The sequence below is a fragment of the Corynebacterium sp. genome (assembly GCF_030530965.1).
In the GTDB taxonomy this organism is placed as follows: Bacteria; Actinomycetota; Actinomycetes; order Mycobacteriales; family Mycobacteriaceae; genus Corynebacterium.
The window spans coordinates 1-22,301 of sequence record NZ_JAUMTY010000034.1; the positions used below are offsets into that span (position 1 = coordinate 1).

Here is a 22,301-nt window from a genome sequence, read left to right on the forward strand (position 1 = left end):
CCACGATGGCCGGATAACCAGGGTTCCGGCGGAGCTTTGAAGGGAAGAATCACTTTTGATGCCACCGGCAGTCGATGTCGGTGGATGTGGTGGTGCGCTGTGAGCGGGGCCCGGTCGAGCGATGCCTCGTCGGTAGTGCGCTCCGGATGAGCTACGGCCGTGTGGTGCGTGCTCACGGATCCCATCGGAACAGGGCTATGAGCAGGATAAAGGCTGAGCGCCGTGACCCACAGAATGGTCACCACCGTGAATAACACGGTCAGCGGTCTGCGTGTACGAATCTTGGAAACAAGTGGTGTTGACAGAGCCATGACATAAGAGTCCGCTTATTCACGAAAACAGGGGTGTGATCGAGGGCCGGGCACTATTTATTCTGTGGATAACTGGGCGCCTGTGGATAAACCGAATCGGGGAGCGACGCCTCAACTGTTCCCGCTGGAGTCTCATTCGAGTTGCGCCAGAGTGCCTCGTTTTTTAGAACTTGGGGAAAAGCGTTCTAAGCAGTACGATTAGTCGTTGCAATGTGCCTACGTGGGCCGCGTAGAGCTAACAACGGAGATCGTCGCTGTGAGCTAAGAATTCTCACAGCTGCACGATACTGTTCACGCTTTATGTGGTTTCGCCGTATGACCATTGACTTCGCGTGACCATCACGCCCACTTCTTTAACGCGTTAAAGCCGTTAAAGCCTTATTTTTTGTCTACGTGGCAGCAGCTACGTCGGCGAAAGCTAAGGACTTGTCCCGCGTTAAAAATGAAGGGTGAGGGAGAGAATGTGGTCTCGGGAATCGCAGTATTGCCGGTAGGGAAGTAGTTTTCCGTCTGTCGTCCGACGCTGTTGTGATTCGCGAGTATTCGAACCCGATGGCACCAGGGTGTGGAGGAAACCCACACAACCACGCCAGCTGGTCAAGCTGACATGTAAGAAATAACCACTACGTCCGAGCAGAAAGCGAGGAGGGAAGCCGGACCGCTGTGTTCCGCGCCGGGAATCGGTACATACCACCCGGCACAACGAGCACCTAAGCGTCCCCCATGTGCTTCCCAAGAAATATATGGCTGTTGTAACCATGCGTCAGCTCCTTGACGCCGGTGTCCACTTTGGCCACCAGACCCGTCGTTGGAATCCGAAGATGAAGCGCTACATCATCACGGAACGCAACGGCATCTACATCATTGACCTTCAGCAGACACTGACCTACATCGATTCTGCCTACGAGTTCGTTAAAGAGACTGTTGCTCATGGCGGCAACATCCTCTTCGTCGGTACCAAGAAGCAGGCCCAGGAAGCAGTTGCAACCGAGGCCGAGCGCGTTGGTATGCCCTACGTCAACCACCGCTGGTTGGGCGGCATGCTCACCAACTTCCAAACCGTCCACAAGCGCCTGGGTCGTCTGAAGGAACTTCAGGCCATGGACGCAGCGGAGAACGGCTACGAAGGTCGCACCAAGAAGGAAGTCTTGATGCTGACCCGCGAGCGTCAGAAGCTCGAGCGCGTTCTTGGCGGTATCTCCGACATGAACAAGGTTCCGTCTGCGATCTGGATCGTCGACACCAACAAGGAACACATCGCTGTCTCCGAGGCTCAAAAGCTGAACATCCCGGTCGTCGCCATTCTGGACACGAACTGTGATCCCGACGTTGTTGACTACCCGATTCCGGGTAACGACGACGCTATCCGTTCGGCTGCGCTGCTGACTGGCGTCATTGCCTCCGCCGTTGAGGACGGCAAGAAGGCTCGTGCCGAGCGCGTCCAGGCTGAGGCTAAGGCTGCTGCTGGCGACAACGATGCGCCTGTTTCTTCCGAAGGTGAGAGCGCAGAAGCGGCTTCCGACGCTGCTTCCACGGCATCTGAGACGGCGTCGACCTCCAGTGATGAGTCCGCAGCCGAATCCTCTGAAGCTGAGTCAAAGTAAGACCCGTTTTCACATACTGAAGGAGAATCGCTGATGGCGAACTACACTGCAGCTGATGTCAAGAAGCTCCGTGAGATCACCGGTGCCGGCATGATGTCCTGTAAGAAAGCTTTAGAGGAGGCTGACGGCGACTTCGACAAGGCCGTGGAATTCCTCCGCATTAAGGGTGCGAAAGACGTCGGTAAGCGTGCAGAGCGCACCGCTGCCGAAGGACTCATTGCCGTGTCCGGCAACACCATGATCGAGGTCAACTCCGAGACCGACTTCGTTGCTAAGAACGCCGAGTTCAAAGAATTCGCGGACAAGGTTGCGAAGGCCGCTGATGAGGCCAAGGCTAACTCGCCCGAGGACCTGGCTGCTGTCAACGTCGACGGCACCCCGGCAGAGGAAGCCCTGCAGGCTTTCTCCGCCAAGATCGGTGAGAAGCTGGCACTCCGTCGTGCTACCACCATCGACGGCGACAACGTTGCTGTTTACCTGCACCACCGTTCCGCAGACCTCCCGCCGGCAGTCGGCGTGATGGTCGCGTACGAAGGTGAAGGCGACGCAGCGAAAGAAGCAGCTCACAACGCTGCCATGCAGGTTGCCGCGTTGAAGGCAAAGTACCTGAAGCGCGAGGACGTTCCGTCCGACATCGTCGAGAAAGAGCGCTCCATTGCAGAGGCAACCTCTCGTGAGGAAGGCAAGCCCGAAAAGGCTCTTCCGAAGATCGTCGAAGGCCGTCTCAACGGTTTCTTCAAGGACGTTGTGCTTCTGGAGCAGCCTTCCGTCGCTGATCACAAGAAGACTGTTAAGCAGCTGATGGATGAGGCTGGCGTCACCTTGACCGGCTTCCGTCGCTACGAAGTTGGCCAGCAGTAATCTGCTGAGCTTCATCTAGTGAGCGAAACTACCTCGGTTTCTTTTCCCTATAAGGGGAAGAGGGGCCGAGGTTTTTGCTTTCTACCGGCAGAAATGATGCCCAAATAGTGGGCGAGTGGCCGGATCGTCATCTCCTCCCACTACCTCTAGGTGTCAAGTTGTGTTCTTGTCCAGAGAGCCAGGTAGGATGTCACGAGGAAAACCGAACGGGTTACCCACTGGCCCCTTCGCTGCCGATGGCAGCGTCCACGTTGGTCGGTTCAGGTAGGGTCGCACACTCAACTTCATGAGGAGACATCCAGAATGGCGCAGAATGACGCCCCCAATTCACCTGCTCACGGTCCTCATCGATCACCATATAAGAGGGTCATGCTGAAGTTGGGCGGTGAAATGTTCGGCGGCGGCAAAGTCGGAGTTGACCCCGACGTCGTCGACAATGTTGCTCGTCAGATCGCCGAAGTTGCCCGCAACGGAGTTGAAATTTGTGTGGTCATCGGGGGTGGCAACTTCTTCCGCGGAGCGCAGCTGTCACAGCGAGGAATGGATCGATCGCGTTCCGACTACATGGGCATGCTCGGCACCGTGATGAATTGCCTCGCTCTCCAGGACTTCCTCGAAAAGCAGGGCGTCGAGACCCGCGTTCAGACAGCGATCAACATGGCACAAGTCGCGGAACCCTATCTTCCGCTCCGTGCAACCCGGCACCTCGAGAAAGGTCGCGTCGTCATTTTCGGTGCGGGCATGGGAATGCCTTACTTCTCGACGGATACCACCGCGGCTCAGAGAGCGCTGGAGATCGGTTGTGAAGTCCTGTTGATGGCGAAGGCCGTCGACGGAGTGTACGACGACGATCCCCGTAAAAACCCTGACGCCACCATGTACACGGAAGTCACTCCGCGTGAATGCCTTGATAAGAAACTGAAGGTGGCTGACGCCACGGCCTTCAGCCTGTGCATGGATAACAACATGCCGATCCTCGTCTTCAATTTGCTCGTTGAAGGAAATATTGCGAGGGCGGTCAATGGCGAAAACATCGGCACGCTGGTCCGTTCGTCTGATAATGATTAATACAGCCATAGTTTGCTAGGCGACATGGCCAATGAGACGACGGCATGAAACCCGCGTGCCCATGGCGTCGCGCTTATTACAACACACTGCGAGGTACACACCATGATTGATGACACACTGCTAGAGAGCGAAGAACGTATGACCCAGTCGGTCGAATACGCTCGTGAAGACCTCACGACGATTCGCACCGGCCGCGCGAACCCGTCGATGTTTAACGGCGTTCAAGCCGAGTATTACGGGGTGATGACGCCGATTACGCAGATGGCAACAATCAGCGTCCCAGAACCACGAATGCTGCTGATCAAGCCGTACGAGCCCAGCATTATGAACGCCATCGAAAACGCCATTCGCAATTCGGACTTGGGCGTCAACCCGACCAACGACGGTCAAGTTCTGCGCGTCACCGTGCCGCAGCTGACCGAGGAGCGTCGTAAAGAGATGGTCCGGCTCGCTAAGAGCAAGGGGGAGGACGCGCGCATCGCGATCCGTAACATTCGCCGGAAGGGAATGGACGAGCTCAAGCGCATCCAAAAAGACGGCGAAGCCGGTGAAGATGAGGTCCAGGCCGCGGAGAAGGAACTGGACAAGACCACCCACGAGTATGTGTCCCAGGTGGACAAGCTCATTGAGGCTAAAGAAAAAGAATTAATGGAAGTCTAGGGTAGCTTGCAACAGAAAGCTCGGGGATAGCTGATGAAGGTAAGTGAGCGCAGTTCCGACGGCAGTTCTCTGCCGCGCCCACGCAACAAGGCAGGGCGTAATGTCCCCGTCGCCATCATTGTTGGCGTTCTACTCGGGGCCTTAATCATCGGATGCCTCATTATTCCGCACGCGTGGTACCCGCTGTTAGCTGTCATCATTCCGCTGGCCACCCTTGAGGTGTCCCGTCGTCTCAAGGAGCATGAGTACGACGTCCCGGTCCTGACCATGCTGGCTGGTGGGCAGCTGATACTGTGGTTGTCCTTGCCGTGGGGGGCTAGGGGTATGCTAATGGGCTATATCGTGTCTGTTGGCGCGATCATGATCACCCGACTATTTCACCGTGGAACCCACCAAGCGCCGACGAATTACCTTCGCGACATGTCAGTGGCGGTCTTTGTTCTGACGTGGATTTCGTTATGCGGAACGGCCGCCGCACATCTCACACTGTTTAACGAGGGAAGTCTTCGGGGATGGGCGGTCATTGCGACGTTCATCTTGTGCGTTGTTGCCAACGATGTGGGTGGTTTTACAGCCGGTGTGTTCTTCGGTAAGCACCCACTTGCACCGGCCGTTAGCCCGAAGAAATCGTGGGAAGGATTCGCAGGCTCCCTCGTATTTGCGGCCATTGTTGGGGTCATAACCACCTGGCTGTTGCTTCACCGAGCCCCCTGGGAAGGCATCGTGGTCGGCATATTTCTTGCCTGTGCCGCCACGCTCGGTGATCTCGTTGAGTCCCAATTCAAACGAGACCTGGGGATTAAAGATATGGGCACGCTTCTTCCCGAGCATGGTGGGCTCATGGACCGGTTGGATAGCCTGCTTCCCGCGGCGGCGATGACCTGGATTATCGCGACTGTTCTCCAAATGTGACCGGTCCGCGCTGTGTTCTCTTATTTTCTCTGTTGGTGGATCTGTCGCCGTAACTGAAACATCCGAACGGACCCAACAGAGAGCATAATGACAGCTCCAATAATCGCGGCGAGGAGGAACCCAACGCCCGCGGGGAACGAGACTGTCCAGAAAAAGACTGTCAGCGTGACAGATTCCATATTCTGGATAATGAAAATAAGAAGAAGCACTAACAGAGCAATTCCGACGCTCAGTGCCACCCACGTGCTTCCGGCAACGGAGCCCTGAACGTCAGTCTTATTCTTCATCGGGCCAGCATTGGTGTCGGTTCCCTCCCTATTCACACGACGACGCTCGGTACGTGGCTCATCATCGGAGGAACCAGCAGGGGAGGAACTACCCGTGGCCCGCTCAGCGTGCTGCGCATCCTGGTTCTGTGCAGCTTCTTCATTCTGTTGGCGCTCGGCCTTCTTCCGCTCACCTTCAGGGGTTGGTCTAACAACACTCGGTGTGCGTGCCTCGGTGTCGCTTTTTCCGTCCATGCGTGGGCGACCCACCGCATTATCGGCCCGAGTCGATTTGTTGTCCTTAGATTTTGGTGATGTACTCATTGCTCCGTAACAATACCTCAACATCGACCAGCACGTCGGTTCGCGGACATCCCGTCGCACTCACCGGTGGGCTGTGATTGGATTATCCTCTCGCATCGTAGGCAGAATATAAGTAATGACGGAAACACATACAGAAACACACAACGACTTGGGTCTTAAGCCCGTCGAGTCCCTCAATCGAGCTGATAACAAAGCCCAACTGAAGTTCGCCGCTCCGCGTCGCGGAAAACCTCCAACACATTTCGCGGATCTGACGGTGGATGAGCAGAAGCAGGCCGTGAAGGACTTGGGGCTGCCGGCATTTCGCGCGAACCAATTGGCCCGCCACTATTACGGCCGATTTGAGGCATCCCCTGAGACCATGACGGACTTACCGGCTGCTGCGCGTGAGCCGGTTCAGAAAGCTCTTTTCCCCGAGCTCATGACTGAGGTCCGCAATATCTCGTGTGACCAGGGCATGACCAGGAAGACATTGTGGAAACTACACGATGGCACCTTGCTCGAGTCAGTCTTGATGCGGTACCCGGGCCGAGCCACTTTGTGTATTTCCTCCCAAGCGGGATGTGGCATGGCCTGCCCGTTTTGCGCAACTGGTCAGGGTGGTTTGCATCGTAACCTGTCGACGGGGGAGATCGTGGACCAAGTTCGCGCCGCCGCAGCCGCGATGAGCAGGGGTGACGTGGCCGGTGGCGAAGGCCGCCTGTCCAACGTCGTCTTTATGGGGATGGGTGAGCCACTGGCGAACTATAAGCGTGTCGTCAGCGCCGTTCGGCAGATTACTGACCCCTCGCCACGAGGATTCGGTTTGTCTCAGCGTAACGTGACGGTGTCGTCGGTAGGACTTGCGCCAGCAATACGCCGGTTTGCCGACGAAGGCCTGTCTGTCACGCTAGCGGTATCCCTGCACACTCCTGATGATGAGCTCCGCGATAGCCTCGTCCCTGTGAACAATAGGTGGTCCGTGGAGGAGGTCTTGGATGCCGCTGCGTATTATGCGGACAGGTCTGGACGCCGAGTCTCTATCGAGTACGCGCTCATTCGCGACGTCAATGACCAGGGGTGGCGTGCGGACCTCTTAGGTAAGAAGCTGAAAAAGGCGCTTCACTCCAAGGTTCACGTGAATGTGATTCCGTTGAACCCGACGCCGGGGTCTATTTGGGATGCGTCGACGAAACAGCAACAAGAAGAATTTGTCCGCCGGGTGAAAGCACAAGGTGTTGAGTGCACCGTTCGTGATACCCGCGGACAAGAAATTGCCGCAGCCTGCGGTCAGCTAGCTGCGGAAGAAAAGACTGCGTAAAGCTGGGCCAGAGGCCGGGGGAGCGGCCGGGACACAAGGCCCAGCAAATAATCTCGTATTAGTTAGTTCCCCTGGACAGCGCGCTGACCCTTCACCTTCACCGTCGCCGGATCAATGTTGAAGGAACGCAGCTGTGAGTCGGACAGATCAGCATATGCTCCGCGGAGGTTGAGCTGGTCAGCAGCCCAGTCGCGCTCAACGTAATCCGCCGGCTTATTGCGAGCGGTCACGGTCCGAACCTGGTTCAGCTTAGGACGCAGAGCAATCAACAATGCTCCGATGAAGCACAGGGCAGCCGTCGCGATGAGGAAAATATCTTCAACATGGCCCTTGTGGTTACCAATAAGCATGAACAAGAGGAAAAGGCCACCAACGACGCCGGAGATAATAACCGGACGCCGGCCTAGATCATGCCAACCCCAGTATGCGGATGGCTCGTCTTTGGTTGATACGCCGTCGTACACTTTCTCATTCGTCTCAGACACGAGAACCTCTCCTCTATCTCTGCCGGAACAGTGACGATCCACGTCTGATGTATCTGTCCGGCGCGATTCCGCGGGACCAGTGGGGTATTTATTGTCGACGTTTCAGTCACACTGCTGTCGTTTACATTACCCCAAATGAATTCTCAGCCATAGTGAGGTAGCGCGTCTATCATGCCCAATACACCCTGTTGGTGGTGATTCCGTGAAAAGCGGGCGTGGTCTGCGCGTAGCAGCGTTCTCTCGTGGAACGCGGTAGGGTTGGCCCTCATGAGTTTCATCGTGGGGCTTGTTTTATTCGCCTTGGGGATCGTTCTGACCATCGCGCTGCATGAATGTGGCCACATGGTTTCTGCACGCGCCTGCGGGATGCGCGTGCGTCGTTACTTTATTGGTTTTGGGCCGACGCTCTTTTCTTTCCGACGGAGAGAGAAGAAAACGTCGGCAGCGGCTGGGCGTCCCCTCATGACGGAATATGGCCTCAAAGCTGTTCCCTTTGGTGGATTTTGCGATATCGCCGGTATGACAGCGATCGATGAGGTCGCCCCAGAGGATGAGCCATTTTCCATGGTCAAACGGCCCGTGTGGCAGCGTCTCATCGTGTTGCTGGGTGGAATCATGATGAACCTGCTGATCGGCGTCATCGTGATGTATTTTGTGGCCGTCGCGTGGGGGCTTCCCAATCCGAACGTCGATTTGTCGGCAAAAGTTGGTTCTACGCAGTGTGTTCCGCAATCGGCATCCGCGAATAGTTCGTCCCAGGATTCGTCGACGCCTGACTGTAGCGGTCCCGGGCCCGCGGGGAAGGCTGGAATCCGCCAGGGCGATACGATCGTCAAGGTTGATGGCCACGACACCCCGGACTTCACGACGATGGGCGACGTCGTCCAAAAGATCGGACGTGACCACGCGGATGACGCCCATGACCCCACCGTCCCCGTCGTTGTCGAGCGAAACGGTGAAACACGAACGGTTGACGTCACTATCCAGCGTGTTCAGCGGGAGACAACGCAGGGCAAGACGGTGACTGTCGGTGCTATCGGGATGACCTGGGAGCGTCCCAACAATATGTATTCGCACTACAACGCGCTGTCCGCTATCCCGGGCTCCTTGCACTATTCCGGTTACATGATCGGGCAGTCGGTCGTTGGCTTGGCCAAACTGCCGGCATCTGTTCCGGGAGTCGTCCGGTCGATCGGCGGTGGTGAGCGCAGCGAGAGCTCACCCATGAGCGTTGTTGGGGCCTCGGTGGCCGGTGGCGACTTGGTCAAACACGATCAGTGGTCGTCCTTCTTCCTCCTCCTGGCTAGCCTCAACTTCTTCCTCGCATTGTTTAACCTCGTTCCCTTGCCCCCGCTCGATGGTGGGCACGTGGCCGTCACGATTTGGGAGAAGCTCCGTGACATGGTGCGACGGCTCCGTGGCTTAGCGCCACTTGGGCCCGCCGATTACACCAAGTTGATGCCGCTGACCGTTGCCGTCTTTGTCCTCTTATTCGGTTTTGGTGCGCTGGTCATTGTGGCGGACGTTGTGAACCCCATCAGACTCTTCGGCTAAGACCCGGTGGGGGAACGTCGGCGGGTCGGAGCCTAGAGAACGCTGAACGCTGCTAGGTTTCGTACCATGCAGCGCGTGAGGCTTCGTCGGTACGGTCATGGCGGAAAGAAGATCCTGGCAGTGGCTTCGGTCACCGTTTTGGCGACGTTGAGCGCGTGTACACCAAAACCAGCTGGAGCGCGGGAAGCGGCAACTGACTTCGCCAAGCAGCTCAGCGCGATGGCCTCGTCGCAAGATAAAGACGGCGATGCCAATGACGATGAGCCTATTGACCACGCCGACAAAGCGGCCGATGCTACGGACAATAAGTCGGCAGCAGAGGCAAGCATCACGGACTCGTGGAAGGGACTGCAGGCGCAGGACCTCAAAGTCAGCCTGAAAGATTTCTCCTCGTCTGGTGATGTGTCCGTCGCCACGTATCACTATGACTGGACCTTGCCGAAGGACCGTTCACTGTCATACGACGCCAAGGCCACGTTCGCTAAGACGAATCAGGCGTGGAAAGTGCGGTGGAAGCCAGCGGTGATTCATCCCGATCTGGGCTCCGACCAGCATTTAGAGCTTCGGGCGCTTCAGGCGGATCGTGCGCCCGTTATTGGGTCGGACGGCCAGGTACTGCTCGAACCGGGAACCCAATTCCGCGTGCTTCTCAATAAGCATGACTCGGCGACCATCAATCATGTCGCATCCATCCTCAACGACGGCCATGCGGGGGACGCGGGAGTTCCGACGATAGATCCCTCCGCTGTCCACCAATCCGTGAAAAACGTCAACGGCGATTACTCCGTCGCGATGGTGCCTTCACGTGCACACGACGTCGTTGATGCACTCAAAGGCGTGGATGGAGTCACTCTCAACGAAGAGCCGGCTCTGGTCCGTCCCGACCCGAACTTCGCGCCTGACATTCTGAGCAGGGTGTCGTCGATAGTGAATGACGAACTCGATGGGAAAAATGGGTGGCAGGTGGCCTCTGTGAACCCCAATGGGGCTGTTATTAAGAGCCTGGAAGAGCAGCAACCGACCCCTGCTCAGTCGGTCAAGATCAGTTTGAGCAAGAAGGTGCAGGACGCTGCGCAAAAAGCGGTGGATACCCGTGCGGATACCGAAGCGATGATGGTCGTGATTCGCCCGTCGACGGGTGAGGTCCTTGCCGTTGCTCAGACGGCTAATGCCGATAAAAAGGGCGACCTGGCTCTGACGGGGTTGTTCCCGCCCGGATCAACGTTCAAGATGGTGACGGCAACGGCGGGGATGCAGCACGGGTTGGTTACTCCCGATTCCACCGTCCCGTGCCCGGGAACCATGGAAATTGGAAGCCGCGTTGTGCACAATTACAACGACTTCAGTTTGGGCAATGTCTCCTTGACCAAGGCGTTTGCGCAATCGTGCAACACGACCTTTGCAGACGTGTCTAGCAAGCTGAAGCCGGGGGAGCTGAAATCGACTGCCCAGCAGTTCGGCATCGGGCAAGACTACAAGATTGACGGGTTGGATACGCTGACAGGTCAGGTGCCACAGGCCGATGAGCTGGTGGATCGTGTAGAAGGTGGCTTCGGTCAGGGTAAAGACTTGGCTAGCCCGTTCGGTATGGCTCTTGTTGCTGCCACCGCTGCAGCAGGGAAAACTCCGACTCCTACCTTGATCGAATCCCACAAAACGACGGTCAAGAACACCAATGTGCCGACGATTGATCCCCCCACCATCGACAAACTGCGCGGGATGATGCGAGCTGTTGTGACCTCGGGTACTGCTCGTGCTATCGCAGGTGAGGGCGATGTTTTCGGTAAGACCGGTGAAGCTGAAGTCTCCGATGGGTCACACGCGTGGTTCGCTGGTTATCGGGGAGACCTTGCCTTCGCCACTCTGATCCCCATGGGTGGCGGGTCGGAACACTCGGTTGCCATCACCCAATCCTTTTTCCAGAACTTGGGTGGCGACGAATAATACGCTGGCCGGCTCGCACTTCAACTGCCGACGACGGACACACGCAGTCGGCCAGGCACAGTCGGCCTCACTGAGCGCAAGTGGTCGCCCGCATCGGCGTCGTTAATGGACCGCGCTACCATGTGGTCATGATTAACGGTTCAGCAAAGAAATCTCACACATCGGAGTCACAGCGTCACGGCGGTGACCGTGCGCCACTCAAGCCCGGACATGCCACTCCTATCCGACATGTCCCGGCCCATATCCCCCGTCCTGAATACGTTAACAGTGGAAAAGAGCCTCAAGAGGGAATCGGAGAACCCCTCGTTCAGACTCCCGAAAACATTGAGCGGATGCGCGAAGTGAGCGTCATCGCGGCAAATGCCCTACAGAAGGCGGGGGAAGCAGTTCAACCGGGAGTGACGACGGACGAGTTGGATCGGATCGTTCACGATTACTTCATTGAGCACGATGCCTACCCGTCCTGCCTGCATTACCGTGGCTACCCGAAAGCTAGTTGCATCAGCCTCAATGAGATCGTGTGCCATGGGATTCCGGACACCACCGTCGTGCAGGACGGCGACATTGTGAATATTGATGTCACGGCGTTCAAAAATGGGGTTCATGGTGACACCAACGCTACGTTCCTGGCTGGAAACGTCTCTGAAGAGCATAAAAAGTTGGTCAAGGTCACAGAAGAAAGCATGTACCGGGCTATCAAAGCGTGTAAGCCGGGCCGGCCTGTGAACATGATTGGCCGTGTGATTGAGTCCTATGCTCGCCGTTTCGGCTACGGAGTAGTGCGTGATTTCACGGGTCACGGCATTGGAACCACATTCCACAATGGACTTGTCATTTTGCATTACGACGCTTCATGGCCGGATGACATCATGGAACCGGGGATGACCTTCACCATCGAACCCATGATTACGCAAACGGAGAACCTCGATTACCGCGTGTGGGATGACGATTGGACCGTCCAGCTGACGCAACCAGGAAACTGGACTGCACAGTTTGAGCACACCCTCGTCGTCACCGAGGACGGCGTTGAGATTTTGACGCAGCCAGACTTCTCCATTGACGAAGCGTAAAAATCGAACGTGCGTGGTTCGTGTTAGATACCCATGAATGCTGACTATGAAAAGGCCGGGTACGACAAGGCTGAGTCTTCGCCTTCCTTAGCCCCGGCACTGTTGGTGACCGGATGCACGTCAGACGCTGGCAAATCGGTCGTCGTTGCTGGAATGTGCCGGTCATTGGCACGTCGTGGCTATCGTGTCGCGCCTTTTAAGGCGCAGAACATGTCGAATAATTCGGCCGTCGTGCTGGCGACTGATTATTCCGCAGGTGCGGGCAACTCGGACAGTGGGGAGGCGGCCTCGTATCCAGCTTCTCATCACGAGAATGGCCGACGTCTCGTCGCCGGGGAAATCGGACGAGCCCAGGCATTGCAAGCTTTCGCTGCCGGAGCTACCCCCAGTGTCGACATGAACCCGGTCCTGCTGAAGCCGGAGGCAGACCGTCGAAGCCAACTAGTCCTCCGCGGAGTCGCAGCCGGCACCGTCGGCGCACGGGACTACATCGAACACCGCACGCACTTGCGTGAGGTCAGCGCTCAAGCGTTGGAGTCGCTCCGCCGCGAATACGATGTGGTCATCTGTGAAGGGGCGGGGTCACCAGCAGAAATTAACCTCCGGCACACCGACATCGCGAACATGGGGCTCGCGGAAGCTGCGGATCTTCCCGTCGTCCTTGTCGGCGATATCGACCGCGGTGGTGTGCTCGCGCACTTTTTTGGCACGTACTTCATTCTCGACCCCAGTGACCGCGACCGATTTCAAGGTTTCATCATCAACAAGTTCCGCGGTGACGTCGGCATCCTTCAGCCGGGGTTGGACGAGGTCACACGCCGAACCGGTGTTCCGACGCTCGGCGTCATCCCATTCATCGACGGTCTCTGGATAGATGCTGAAGATTCACTATCGGGTGCCAGTGGTCGAGTAGGCCCGGGGAATCCGCCTATTGGGACCGACACCATACGGGTAGCTGCGGTCCGCCTGCCTCGGGTGTCGAACAGCACCGATATCGAGGCTCTATCGTGCGAGCCTGGCGTTGATGTGGAGTGGACCACCTCGCCCGCGGCTATTGCTTCGGCGGATTTAGTGGTCATTCCGGGGTCGAAGTCCACGATCCACGACTTAGAGTGGCTGAAGAAAACAGCTGGCCCTCAGCTTCAGGAACGCTACCGTGCTGACCGGCCGATCTTGGGAATATGTGGCGGATTCCAGATGCTGTGCCACTCCATCACGGACCCCGTCGAGTCCGGCCACTCCGACCCCGTCGCCGGCTTGGATTTCTTGGACATCGATATCGAGTTTTTCCCCGAAAAAACACTGGCCAATCACGGTACAGCGTTTGAGATCCACCACGGTCGGGTTGTCCGTCAAAATTGCCCAGGGTGGATCGGGCCACTTACCGACGACGGGGGCCCAGGCGACGGGAACTTAGGCGACCATGCAGGTCTCGACAGTCATGTGAGCGGTGCAGCCCGGGCAGCACGCTACGAAGGAGCCCACGATAAAGCCGTGTGGGGCACACACCGGCACGGGCAGCTCGAGGTCGATTCTTTCCGACGCCAATTCCTCCGTGATGTTGCCCAGGCATGCGGTTTATCCGGATTCGTCCCCGGGCACGTCAGTTTCGAAGACGCTCGCGCTGAACAGGTCGACCGGTTAGCCGACGCCGTGGATGCAGCCCTGGGCGACGACTGGCCTGAACGATTGGGAATCGTGACAGACTAACCGGCGTTACTGACGCTATTTCGTGCTGCGTCATCAATATGTCCACATCTGCGTGCGATGAGTGCGATGAATATAGGTGACAGAACGGCAACCATGTACACCACGCCGAAGGATCCGCCCGTAGACAGAGGCACAAGGGTGTGAACAAGAGTCGCGGCCGCGACAGACACCGTCATCCCTGTCATGCCTGCTACCTGCAGGGCAGATCCCATAAAGCCGGCCTTATCGGCCGGGGACAAGCTCATCGCTGCCGTGTTAATCCGGGGGTAGCTGTATCCCACACCAAATCCGGTCAATGTCCAAAACGCTGTTATCCACGCCCAATGTGCGCCTGATGCACTGCTGATACCGACACCAGCAGCGCCGATCCCCAAGACCGCAGCAGAGATCCACAACGTCACCGGGAGCGACCGCGGTTTGGCGCTCGACTGCACTTGCGACCCGATAAACCAGGTAATACCCGTTCCCGTCAGCGCGAGCCCAGTCAGCGTCGGTGGCAATCCATCGCGCCGGGCAAGAAGCAGAGGGATGAGCGCCTCGAGCCCGAAGAAAGCGTCGAAAAGGAATCTCAGAAGAACCATCGACGGCACATCACCCGCGGCGCGGAACGTGCCGACGGGCACGAGCGGGCGAATCGCGACGGCGGTCACGCCTGTGGCGAGGAGGAAGACCAGAACTCCCCACGCCGCGAAATCACCGGAAATCGAGAGCGGGTAGGACGCTATCGCGATAACGAGCGCCGCGATCAGCATCTTCGTTGCGTTGCGATGATCGGTCTCACGCGTTAATGGCGTCGTCGTGCGGGGGAGGAGAGGGAACACAATGATCGACGCCGCAGCTGAGATGCCGAAAAGCCAATGCCAGCTGAGACTCTCGGTAATAATCCCCGCAACCCCAGGTCCAATGAGTGTGGGGATCACCCACGCGCCGGCCAAGGCTGCGAACATTTTCGTCTGCAGCTGAGAGGGATAAATGACGGCGATAATCGCATAGATGGCGACCACGATGGCGCCTCCGCCGAGCCCCTGGAGCACGCGTGCGACGAGGAAAATCGGCATCGTCGGGGTGACAACAGCAAGTACCAGGCCTGCCACAAATAAGAGGCCGGACCCTCGCAACGTTCTCATTGCGCCCCGGGAGTCCGCGAGCATTCCACCAGCGACCATGGCGAAGATGGACGCTGCCGTTGCCGCGGTGAACGTCAACGTATATGCGGTTCCCCCGGGTGCCCCCAGACTTGCGGTAATCGTGGGCATGACGGACATGACTGCCGTCTGGTCAAACGCAGCAATGGTAATGAGCGTTATCAACCCGATCGTGAGAGCACGATATTGAGATGAGAGTAGGCCTTCCTGGGCGTCGGACGTCGACCCCTTGAGAGCAAACCTATTTCCAGCCATAGATTGAGCAGTTACCTCTACACTTCTTCTTTCGCTAATTGACCACCTGTTTATATACGACGATGGGCGGGTAGGGCCACTCGCCCCACTGCGGGACTACAGCGGGGCTGGGCAGGACTACACGTGTGGGACTACAAGCCCAGCCCAAGGAGGGCATTTTCATTGACCTCCGACAATGCCGGGTGGATCCAGTATTGTCCCTCGGCCACCTCAGGGACGGTCAGTTTCTGCTCCATCATGGTGATGAATTGGTGGATCAACGTCGTGGCTTGCGGCCCAATGATGTGGGCACCAAGCAACTGTTTGCTCGTCGTATCAGCAATGAGTTTCACGAACCCGGTGGTATCTTCCATCGCCCAGCCATAGGCGACATCGCCATAATTCTGCGTCTTCACGGCCAGGGTCGTGCCATTGTTGTCCGCCCAGTTCCGCGCTTCCTTCTCCGTCATACCGACAGTCGCGATTTGCGGGTGGGTAAACACTCCTGCAGGCACATAGGTGTGATGGAAGGCCTGTTTACCAGCATCGGGGCCGCTCGTGGCTATCTCTCCCATGCCGGCTCGTGCTTCGTTAGGGTTCTCCAAGAGCCCCATATCAAGCAAAACATTGTGCTTGACGACCTTCGCCTCGTGATTGGCCACGTGCTTCAGTTGATACGGCGACGACACATCGCCCAGCGCCCACACACCGGGAGCAGTCGTTTCGCCGTACTCATTGACGACGATTCGCCCGCCATTATCAAGGTCCATACCGGCCTCAGTGACGTTGAGGAGATCGCCGTTGGGGGTTCGTCCCATAGCGACGAGAAGCGTCTCGGCGCTGACAGTGGTTCCGTCGTCAAGAGTAAGGGTGACCCCCTCGGTGTTTTCTGTCTTTCTTTCCGCCTTGGTGACGGTGCGGCCCAGGTATGTTGTCCACCGCTCGGACGCGATCTCAGTGAAACGCTCTGAAAGGTCCGCCTCGAACCGCTTGAGCAGATGAGGCGACCGGTTAATGACGGTCACGTCCACCCCAAGCGCACTGAAGACGTGGGCAAACTCCGCGGCAATAACTCCACCACCGAGAATGATCATTGATGAGGGAAGATCAGGAATCCGGAGGATATCTTCATTCGTGTGGTAGGGCACATCTGAATCCGTAATCACGGACGGAATGAATGGCCGCGAACCGGCCGCCACGATAATGCGATCCGCTGTGATCGTGACGGGCTGATCACCCTGCCCGGTCGCCAGAGTCCGTGGTCCGATAAAACGAGCGAACTGGTCGTAGACATCCACCGTCGGATTTTCATCACCACGGCGATACTCTTCGCCACCGCGCGCAATAGGGTCGATACGACGCTCAAAAATACGACGCACGATGGCAGGCCAATCAACCCCGTCAACGTGGGCATGCACCCCGTACCGTTCCGATTCCCGCGCAGCCTCCGCAATATCGGCCGCATACACATACATCTTGGTGGGAATACAGCCGACATTCAGGCACGTCCCCCCAAACGTTCCCTTTTCGACGATAGCGATCCGCTTATCACCGAACTCAGGCCCCGGGATCATATTGCCGGACCCCGTACCGATAATCATGAGGTCATAGTGCCGCGTCGGCGCTTCGGGACCATTGTGGACGGGTTGAGGAATGACAGGATTATTGCGCTCAGCCGTCGAGGTTGCAGCCATTGAACGTCCTTTCTATATCGATGACATGCGAATGATGCCGTCGCTTTATCATGCGCACGCGAGTCTACATTTCGACTAACACCGCAGAGGTGAGTCCTGTTCCCACGCGGCCTCATTGACGGTAGCTTTGGACTTCCCCCGTTTAAGGGTGCTGATGATATGTAAATGGTCATTATGTTGGGCTTTTCACGACGGTTATGCCGTGCCTGTCCTCCGCGCCGGGTACTCTCAAACGGTGGGATGGTTCCGCGTTGGGATCGACCCACGATTCATGGTTCTTGACCGTGACGGGTCACCATAGCAATTGGCCGCGGGCCGTTTTGCGCAATATGACAGACCAGAACGAATAACAACTCGCTTCTCTTACCGGCGTCGCGTTGGTTCGCGGCGCTTCGAAGGATGATGAAAATCGTGTCAGAATCCACTGATCGCGTAGGAAAAGGAACCGATACCGACGTCGTGCTCATCGGTGCCGGAATTATCAGCTCTACGCTAAGTACTTTGCTCAAAGAGCTTCAACCGGATTGGGATCAGGTGATCCTGGAGCGTCTTGATATTCCGGCGGGGGAGTCGTCATCACCATGGAATAATGCGGGCACTGGCCACTCGGCGCTATGTGAGCTGAACTACACGCAGGAAGTCAATGGCGACATTGACATTACAAAAGCGGTGAGTGTGAACGAGAAGTTCCAGATCTCTCGTCAATTCTGGAGCTACCTCATTGAGGAAAATAAGCTCGGCAATCCGCGTGAGTTCATTAACAAGTGCCCCCACATGTCGTTCGGGCACAGCGGTGAGCAGGTCCGTTTCCTCCGTAAGCGGTTCGACGTTCTCAGCAAGCACCCCTTGTTCCCGGGGATGCATTTCACGGATGACAACGAAAAGTTCGCTGAGAAACTGCCCCTGATGGCGCGCGGCCGTGACTACACGGAACCAGTGGCGATTTCGTGGACCAACGAGGGCACGGATATTAACTTCGGTGCCTTGACTCGCCAATATATTGACTATGTCACCCAGAATGGCGTTGAAATCCGGTATGGCAATGAGGTCCAAAACATCTCTCGCGAGGGCAGCCACTGGAAGGTGACCTCGAAGAACCTTCACACCGGGGACACGTCGGTCATTACCGCAAACTTCGTCTTCGTCGGTGCGGGCGGAATGGCACTGCCGCTCCTGGAGAAAGCCGGCATCCCGGAAATTAAGGGCTACGGTGGCTTCCCTGTGTCCGGTGCCTGGTTGCGCTGCACCAACGAGGACTTGATCAAGCAACACGCTGCGAAGGTGTATGGCAAGGCATCCGTTGGTGCTCCGCCGATGTCGGTACCGCACTTGGATACTCGCATTATCGACGGCAAACGTGGCCTTTTGTTCGGCCCCTACGCTGGTTGGACACCGAAGTTCCTTAAGAAGGGCAGCTTTTTGGACCTGCCGAAGTCGCTGCGTCCAGGGAATATCGCTTCGCTGGTCGGCGTCGGCCTTCAGGAATTCGGCCTCACCCGTTACCTCGTGGAAGAGGTGTTGAAGAACCAGACCGCTCGTGTGGAGTCGCTCCGTGAATACATGCCGTCGGCTCGCGCCGAGGATTGGGAGCTGGTTACCGCTGGTCAGCGTGTTCAGGTCATCAAGCCGATTGGTGCTCCGAAGTTTGGTTCCTTGGAGTTCGGAACCGCGGTGATCTCGAGCAACGACGGTTCCATCGCCGGTTTGATGGGTGCTTCGCCGGGAGCTTCGATCGCTCCGTCCGCAATGATCGAACTGCTGGAGCGGTGCTTCGGCAGCAAGATGATCGAGTGGGCGCCGAAGATCAAGGAAATGGTGCCGTCGTACGGCAAGTTGATGTCGCGTCACACCGATCTGTTCCACGAGCAGTGGGATCGTTCGCAGAAGGCGTTGCAGCTGGAATCCTAAACAGCTATTGAGCACGGCCTGGAATCGATGAATGTTCGGCTCCGGGCCGTTTTCTCGTGTCTTTCACTTGTCGCATCCTGGTGTTTATTATCAGTGGCGGTAAACCGTTCACGGTAGGAAGCCTCTAGAGTAGGAAGTATGTTGCCTTCGTCACACAGCGTTTCGCTTTTCCCTTTCAGTGCCGTGGTTGGGCAGGACCAGCTGAAATTAGCGCTGATCTTGACCGCTATTTCTCCCCGCATCGGCGGCGTCGTTGTTAGAGGCGAAAAGGGCACGGCGAAGACGACGACAGTCCGCGCTTTCTCCCGGATGCTTCCAGACCCGAAGGCGAAGGTCGTTAACCTTCCGTTGGGCGCCACGGAAGACCGTGTGGTGGGCTCTATTGATGTCGAGCGCGTTTTGACCACCGGCCACGCTGAATACCAGCCCGGCCTGCTCAGCGAGGCAAACGGGGGAGTGCTGTACGTCGATGAAATTAACCTGCTGGCGGACCACTTAGTCGATATCATTCTCGACGCTGCAGCAACCGGTCACATCAGTATCGAACGCGATGCGGTCTCTCACACTGAGGACACTGACTTTGTCCTCGTCGGCACGATGAACCCGGAAGAAGGGGAGTTGCGTCCCCAACTTCTCGACCGGTTTGGTTTGGCTGTCGACGTTTCCGCGCCGCGTGACACGAAGTCGCGGACCGAAGTAATGCGCCGCCGCTTGGCCTTCGATGAGAACCCCGAGCAATTCCTCGAGCAGTGGGCCGATGCAGAGAGGGACATCGCAACGCGCATTGTCGCTGCTAAAGAGCGCGTGACAGAAGTAGAACTCACCGACGTCGTCTTGGGACGAATCGCATCCATCTGTGCATCCTTTGATGTCGATGGCATGCGCGCAGACCTCGTCATTGCCCGTGCCGCCGCCGCCCATGCTGCCTGGGAAGGCCGGACAACGATCAAGGACTCGGATATTAAAGTCGCGGCCGAGTTGGCGCTCCCGCACCGCCGTCGGGACCCCTTCGATTCCCCTGATATCAGCGACGACGAGCTCGACGAAGCGTTGGACCGCGCTCGGGACGAGGTTCCCGACGAACCAGATGACGACTCTGCGCCGGAGAACACCGAGGACACCGATGGCGACGTCGATGCTAACGATGTCGACGACACTAGCGACGACGCCGACTCGGACGAGACATCGGATCCAAGCGCTGAACAGCCCACACCGCAGCAGAACAAGTCCGATGTAGATAACGATGACAACCGCGGTCCGGCACCGCAGGAAGGAGGCCGCGCCGCCCAGGGCGCGCCCTTTCGCCGCTAGGCTTGTTCAGCTTCAGAAGCTAGGCCAGGTCGAATCCACCGCGCTGGGGAGACGATCGCATGCCATCTCAGCGCACGGTTCAACTATCCGAGCAGTACGAGACGGTCACGGTTTCAACGTCGTGGGGACGGTCCTCGCCGCGGCAGACCGTGGAGCGCGGATCGACAATCACACTCACCGTGTTCCTCTGGAATCGAATGACGTGCGCGGAAGTATTCGTCGTGGATCGGAAGCAAACCTCGTCGTGTTCCTCGTCGATGCCTCGGGGTCGATGGCAGCACGTGATCGTCTCTCAGCTGTGACAGGGGCGATTATGTCGATGCTGACCGACGCTTACCAGCGTCGCGACAAAGTCGCCGTGATCACGATCCATGGGGCGGAAGCGACAGTCGTTCTTCCGCCGACGCGGTCGATCACGATCGCTGCCCGTCGTTTAGCTGACGTCAAAACCGGTGGACGTACCCCCTTGGCCGCTGGGCTCGATAAAGCCTATGAGCTCATTACTCGCGAGCATTATCGGGAGCCCGGCCGCAGAGCTATCCTCATGTGTTTGTCGGATGGGCGTGCCAATGGCAAAGGCGGTTTGGCCGCCGCTGAGGCAGCAGCCCGTCGTATCGCTCGTCGAGGGCTCGCAGGGAGTGTCGTCATCGATTGTGAACGCCAAGGTCGGGTGCGACTAGGTTTAGCATCGCGGTTAGCGGCTTACCTTCATGCCCCGTGTGTTCGGTTAGAGGAGCTGTCGGCCGATAATCTAGGTGGAGTCATCAAGACGTTTAGCTAGTACGTTGCGTTAGAACGTCGAGCCAGAGCAACTACTCTGCTTAGCCCTGAATAAGCACAGCGATAATTGGATAGACCCACGCGCGCAGGCACAGACAGTCACTGAGGAGAGAAACGACAATGCCCAAAGGAAAAGTTGATCCCGCGAACATTCCCAACGACGGATTAACAACACGACAGCGACGGATGCTCCCCGTCACCGCGGTCAACACGGGCGATGGCAAAGGAAAATCCACCGCTGCTTTCGGCATGGCCCTGCGCGCATGGAACCAAGGGATGAGCATCGGCGTCTTCCAGTTCGTCAAATCCGCGAAATGGCGGGTCGGCGAGGAAGCCGTCTTCCGGAAGCTAGGGGAGCTACACGACGAGACCGGCGTCGGCGGACCCGTCGAATGGCACAAAATGGGCGAAGGATGGTCATGGTCCCGGACCAAGGGAACCGAGGACGACCATGCGCGCAACGCCCTCGATGGATGGCATGAGGTTGCCCGACGGCTCCAAGAGGAAACCCACGATTTTTATGTCCTGGACGAATTCACCTACCCCATGGCTTGGGGATGGGTCCCTGTTGAGGAAGTAGCCGAGACGCTCCGGAACCGCCCCGGCACCCAACACGTCGTCATTACCGGCCGGCGCGCACCACAAGAGATCATTGACGTTGCCGACCTTGTAACCAAAATGGAGAAAATCAAGCACCCCATGGATCAAGGGCGAAAAGGCCAGAAAGGTATCGAGTGGTAGACACCCAAGGTACGGGCGCGCCGGGACTTGTTATTGCCGGTTCAGCCTCTGGGACGGGAAAGACGACGCTCGCCACCGGCCTGATGGCGGCACTGAGCCGACGACACATTGTTGCGCCGTTTAAAGTCGGTCCCGACTACATTGACCCTGGTTATCACGGTGTAGCCACGGGCCGGCCAGGACGCAACCTCGATTCAGTCATGTGCGGAACCGACCGCATAGCCCCGTTGTATCGTCACGGCTCCTTGGGTGCGGACATCGCCGTGGTGGAAGGCGTGATGGGTCTTTTCGACGGTCGCATTCCGGCCTTGTCCTCGCATGTCGGTAACGAGAAAGGTGTTGCCGCCCAGAGTGGCACTGTGGCTAGCGGTTCAGTGGCCAGCGGCTCCACGGCTGAAGTCGCCCGCCTCGTCGGCCTC

General features: G+C 57.6%; 19 protein-coding genes and 1 pseudogene. 15 read left to right on the forward strand and 5 right to left on the reverse strand.

What is annotated here, in order from left to right; all coding sequences use genetic code 11:
• Window positions 1–311 (reverse strand): hypothetical protein (locus tag Q3981_RS07230; RefSeq protein WP_303124824.1); only part of this gene is annotated, 311 nt, incomplete at its 3' end.
• 743 nt (window positions 312–1,054) lie between these two features.
• Here Q3981_RS07230 and rpsB point away from each other — a divergent pair.
• The 5 genes from rpsB to Q3981_RS07255 all read left to right on the forward strand — a co-directional run bounded on the left by rpsB (window position 1,055) and on the right by Q3981_RS07255 (window position 5,416).
• Entirely contained in the window at window positions 1,055–1,915 is an 861-nt protein-coding gene (rpsB, locus tag Q3981_RS07235) for a 30S ribosomal protein S2 (protein ID WP_303124826.1), read from the forward strand.
• Between the two features lie 33 nt (window positions 1,916–1,948).
• Window positions 1,949–2,776: a translation elongation factor Ts gene (tsf, locus tag Q3981_RS07240; RefSeq protein WP_204087106.1), complete on the forward strand. Its 828-nt coding sequence runs from the start codon at window positions 1,949–1,951 to the stop codon at window positions 2,774–2,776.
• A gap of 303 nt (window positions 2,777–3,079) precedes the next feature.
• The gene (gene pyrH, locus Q3981_RS07245) at window positions 3,080–3,844 is read left to right on the forward strand and encodes a UMP kinase (protein WP_012731799.1); all 765 of its coding nucleotides are present in this window, start codon (window positions 3,080–3,082) and stop codon (window positions 3,842–3,844) included.
• Between the two features lie 102 nt (window positions 3,845–3,946).
• Window positions 3,947–4,504: a ribosome recycling factor gene (gene frr / locus Q3981_RS07250; protein WP_012731798.1), complete on the forward strand. Its 558-nt coding sequence runs from the start codon at window positions 3,947–3,949 to the stop codon at window positions 4,502–4,504.
• Window positions 4,505–4,537: 33 nt separating this feature from the next.
• Window positions 4,538–5,416, forward strand: a complete 879-nt coding sequence (locus tag Q3981_RS07255; RefSeq protein WP_303124830.1) for a phosphatidate cytidylyltransferase — start codon at window positions 4,538–4,540, stop codon at window positions 5,414–5,416.
• A 20-nt stretch (window positions 5,417–5,436) separates the two neighbouring features.
• Here the strand turns inward: Q3981_RS07255 and Q3981_RS07260 are convergent, their stop codons facing one another.
• Entirely contained in the window at window positions 5,437–6,006 is a 570-nt protein-coding gene (locus tag Q3981_RS07260) for a lipopolysaccharide assembly LapA domain-containing protein (protein ID WP_237698403.1), read from the reverse strand.
• A gap of 115 nt (window positions 6,007–6,121) precedes the next feature.
• Here Q3981_RS07260 and rlmN point away from each other — a divergent pair, with 115 nt between their 5' ends.
• Entirely contained in the window at window positions 6,122–7,306 is a 1,185-nt protein-coding gene (gene rlmN, locus Q3981_RS07265; protein WP_303124833.1) for a 23S rRNA (adenine(2503)-C(2))-methyltransferase RlmN, read from the forward strand.
• Window positions 7,307–7,368: 62 nt separating this feature from the next.
• Here the strand turns inward: rlmN and Q3981_RS07270 are convergent, their stop codons facing one another.
• Window positions 7,369–7,791: a DUF2631 domain-containing protein gene (locus Q3981_RS07270; protein ID WP_303124838.1), complete on the reverse strand. Its 423-nt coding sequence runs from the start codon at window positions 7,789–7,791 to the stop codon at window positions 7,369–7,371.
• A 267-nt stretch (window positions 7,792–8,058) separates the two neighbouring features.
• Between Q3981_RS07270 and Q3981_RS07275 the strand changes: the two genes are divergently transcribed.
• From Q3981_RS07275 to Q3981_RS07290, 4 genes are all read left to right on the forward strand, one after another.
• Window positions 8,059–9,345 carry an RIP metalloprotease gene (locus tag Q3981_RS07275; RefSeq protein WP_303124840.1) on the forward strand — a complete coding sequence of 429 codons (1,287 nt, stop codon included), beginning with the start codon at window positions 8,059–8,061 and terminating at the stop codon, window positions 9,343–9,345.
• Between the two features lie 66 nt (window positions 9,346–9,411).
• On the forward strand, window positions 9,412–11,289 hold the full coding sequence (locus Q3981_RS07280) for a penicillin-binding transpeptidase domain-containing protein (protein ID WP_303124842.1): 1,878 nt from the start codon (window positions 9,412–9,414) through the stop codon (window positions 11,287–11,289).
• Window positions 11,290–11,417: 128 nt separating this feature from the next.
• A complete protein-coding gene (map, locus tag Q3981_RS07285; protein ID WP_012731791.1) occupies window positions 11,418–12,359 on the forward strand; it encodes a type I methionyl aminopeptidase in 942 nt (313 codons plus the stop codon).
• A gap of 33 nt (window positions 12,360–12,392) precedes the next feature.
• Window positions 12,393–14,069, forward strand: a complete 1,677-nt coding sequence (locus Q3981_RS07290; RefSeq protein WP_303124845.1) for a cobyric acid synthase — start codon at window positions 12,393–12,395, stop codon at window positions 14,067–14,069.
• Here the strand turns inward: Q3981_RS07290 and Q3981_RS07295 are convergent.
• A complete protein-coding gene (locus Q3981_RS07295; RefSeq protein WP_303124847.1) occupies window positions 14,066–15,469 on the reverse strand; it encodes an MFS transporter in 1,404 nt (467 codons plus the stop codon). The two genes, Q3981_RS07290 and Q3981_RS07295, sit on opposite strands and share 4 nt — an antisense overlap.
• A gap of 131 nt (window positions 15,470–15,600) precedes the next feature.
• Window positions 15,601–17,142 carry a mycothione reductase gene (gene mtr, locus Q3981_RS07300; protein ID WP_303124849.1) on the reverse strand — a complete coding sequence of 514 codons (1,542 nt, stop codon included), beginning with the start codon at window positions 17,140–17,142 and terminating at the stop codon, window positions 15,601–15,603.
• A gap of 411 nt (window positions 17,143–17,553) precedes the next feature.
• Here mtr and mqo point away from each other — a divergent pair, with 411 nt between their 5' ends.
• From mqo to Q3981_RS07325, 5 genes and pseudogenes are all read left to right on the forward strand, one after another.
• Entirely contained in the window at window positions 17,554–19,050 is a 1,497-nt protein-coding gene (gene mqo, locus Q3981_RS07305; protein WP_012731787.1) for a malate dehydrogenase (quinone), read from the forward strand.
• Window positions 19,051–19,188: 138 nt separating this feature from the next.
• Window positions 19,189–20,361 (forward strand): ATP-binding protein, encoded by a 1,173-nt coding sequence (locus tag Q3981_RS07310; protein ID WP_303124852.1) that lies wholly within the window; start codon window positions 19,189–19,191, stop codon window positions 20,359–20,361.
• Window positions 20,294–21,142: a VWA domain-containing protein gene (locus Q3981_RS07315; RefSeq protein WP_368410100.1), complete on the forward strand. Its 849-nt coding sequence runs from the start codon at window positions 20,294–20,296 to the stop codon at window positions 21,140–21,142. Before Q3981_RS07310 ends, Q3981_RS07315 begins: the two co-directional genes overlap by 68 nt.
• A 119-nt stretch (window positions 21,143–21,261) precedes the next feature.
• A complete protein-coding gene (gene cobO / locus Q3981_RS07320; protein ID WP_204087098.1) occupies window positions 21,262–21,882 on the forward strand; it encodes a cob(I)yrinic acid a,c-diamide adenosyltransferase in 621 nt (206 codons plus the stop codon).
• Window positions 21,876–22,301 (forward strand): annotated as a pseudogene (locus Q3981_RS07325) (cobyrinate a,c-diamide synthase); the annotation flags it as partial. The gene cobO and the pseudogene Q3981_RS07325, both read left to right, overlap by 7 nt.